Origin of the sequence: Pandoraea terrae, assembly GCF_902459695.1 — a bacterium.
Lineage (GTDB): Bacteria > Pseudomonadota > Gammaproteobacteria > Burkholderiales > Burkholderiaceae > Pandoraea > Pandoraea terrae.
The window spans coordinates 1-1,011 of sequence record NZ_CABPRZ010000067.1 but is presented as its reverse complement, the minus strand read 5'-3'; the positions used below and the strand labels follow the sequence as shown (position 1 = coordinate 1,011).

Genomic DNA, 1,011 nt, shown 5'->3' with positions numbered 1-1,011 from the left:
TCATAGTGACCGAGTGCGTCTGGACCAAGGCATTGCGCTTCAGATCCGCGTCGGAATCCACACGGGCGAGGTGTTGGTGCGCTCGATCCGGAAGGACGACCTGCACACGGACTATGATCCTGTGGGACACACGATCCACATCGCCTCGCGCATGGAAGGTGTTGCCACACCGGCGTCCATCCTCGTCAGCGAGTCTACCCATAAGCTCACCGAGGGGTATTTCGAATTCAAGGCGCTCGGGACCACCCACGTAAAGGGCGTACGGGATCCACTCGCTGTGTATGAGGTGCTGGGCCTCGGGGCGTTGCGTACGCGCCTGCAAGTGGCTGCGCACCGCGGTCTGGCCCGCTTTGTGGGGCGCCAGGCCGAGATGGAACAATTGCACAACGCCCTGGCGTTGGCCAAGGCGGGGCATGGGCAAGTCGTCGGGGTCGTGGGCGAGGCCGGCGTCGGAAAATCGCGGCTTTTCCACGAGTTCAAGGCACGATCACAGCAAGGCTGCCTGGTGCTGGAGACCTTCTCGGTTTCGCACGGCAAGGCCTTCGCCTATTTGCCGCTCATCGAGCTTCTGAGGAATTACTTTCAAATCACCCCGCGCGACAACGACCGAATCTGCCGCGAGAAGGTCACCGGCAGGCTACTCACCCTGGAGCGGGCGCTGGAAGACTATTTGCCCTACCTGCTCTATCTGCTTGGGTCCGTCGAGCCCGGCTCGGCATTGCCGACCATGGACGCTGCCATCCGGCGCCAGCGCACGTTCGAAGCCATTGCACGTCTGTTGGTCCGCGAAAGCCTCAACCAGCCGCTCGAGCTCGTTTTCGAAGACCTGCAATGGCTGGACAGCGAAACCGAGGCATTCCTCAATATCCTCTTCGACCACGTTCCGGGTGCGAGGATCGTCCTGCTCGTCAACTATCGTCCGGAATACGCCCATGACTGGGGCCCCAAAAGCGACTACGTCCAATTGCATCTGGAGCCTCTGGGCCCGGCCGAAGCCCAGGGACTGCTCAG

The 1,011-nt window shown here is 61.7% G+C and carries 1 protein-coding gene; it reads left to right on the top strand.

The window, feature by feature from the left end; all coding sequences use genetic code 11:
• A partial coding sequence (locus PTE30175_RS27995; protein ID WP_150700332.1) for an AAA family ATPase occupies window positions 1-1,011 on the top strand: 1,011 nt, incomplete at both ends.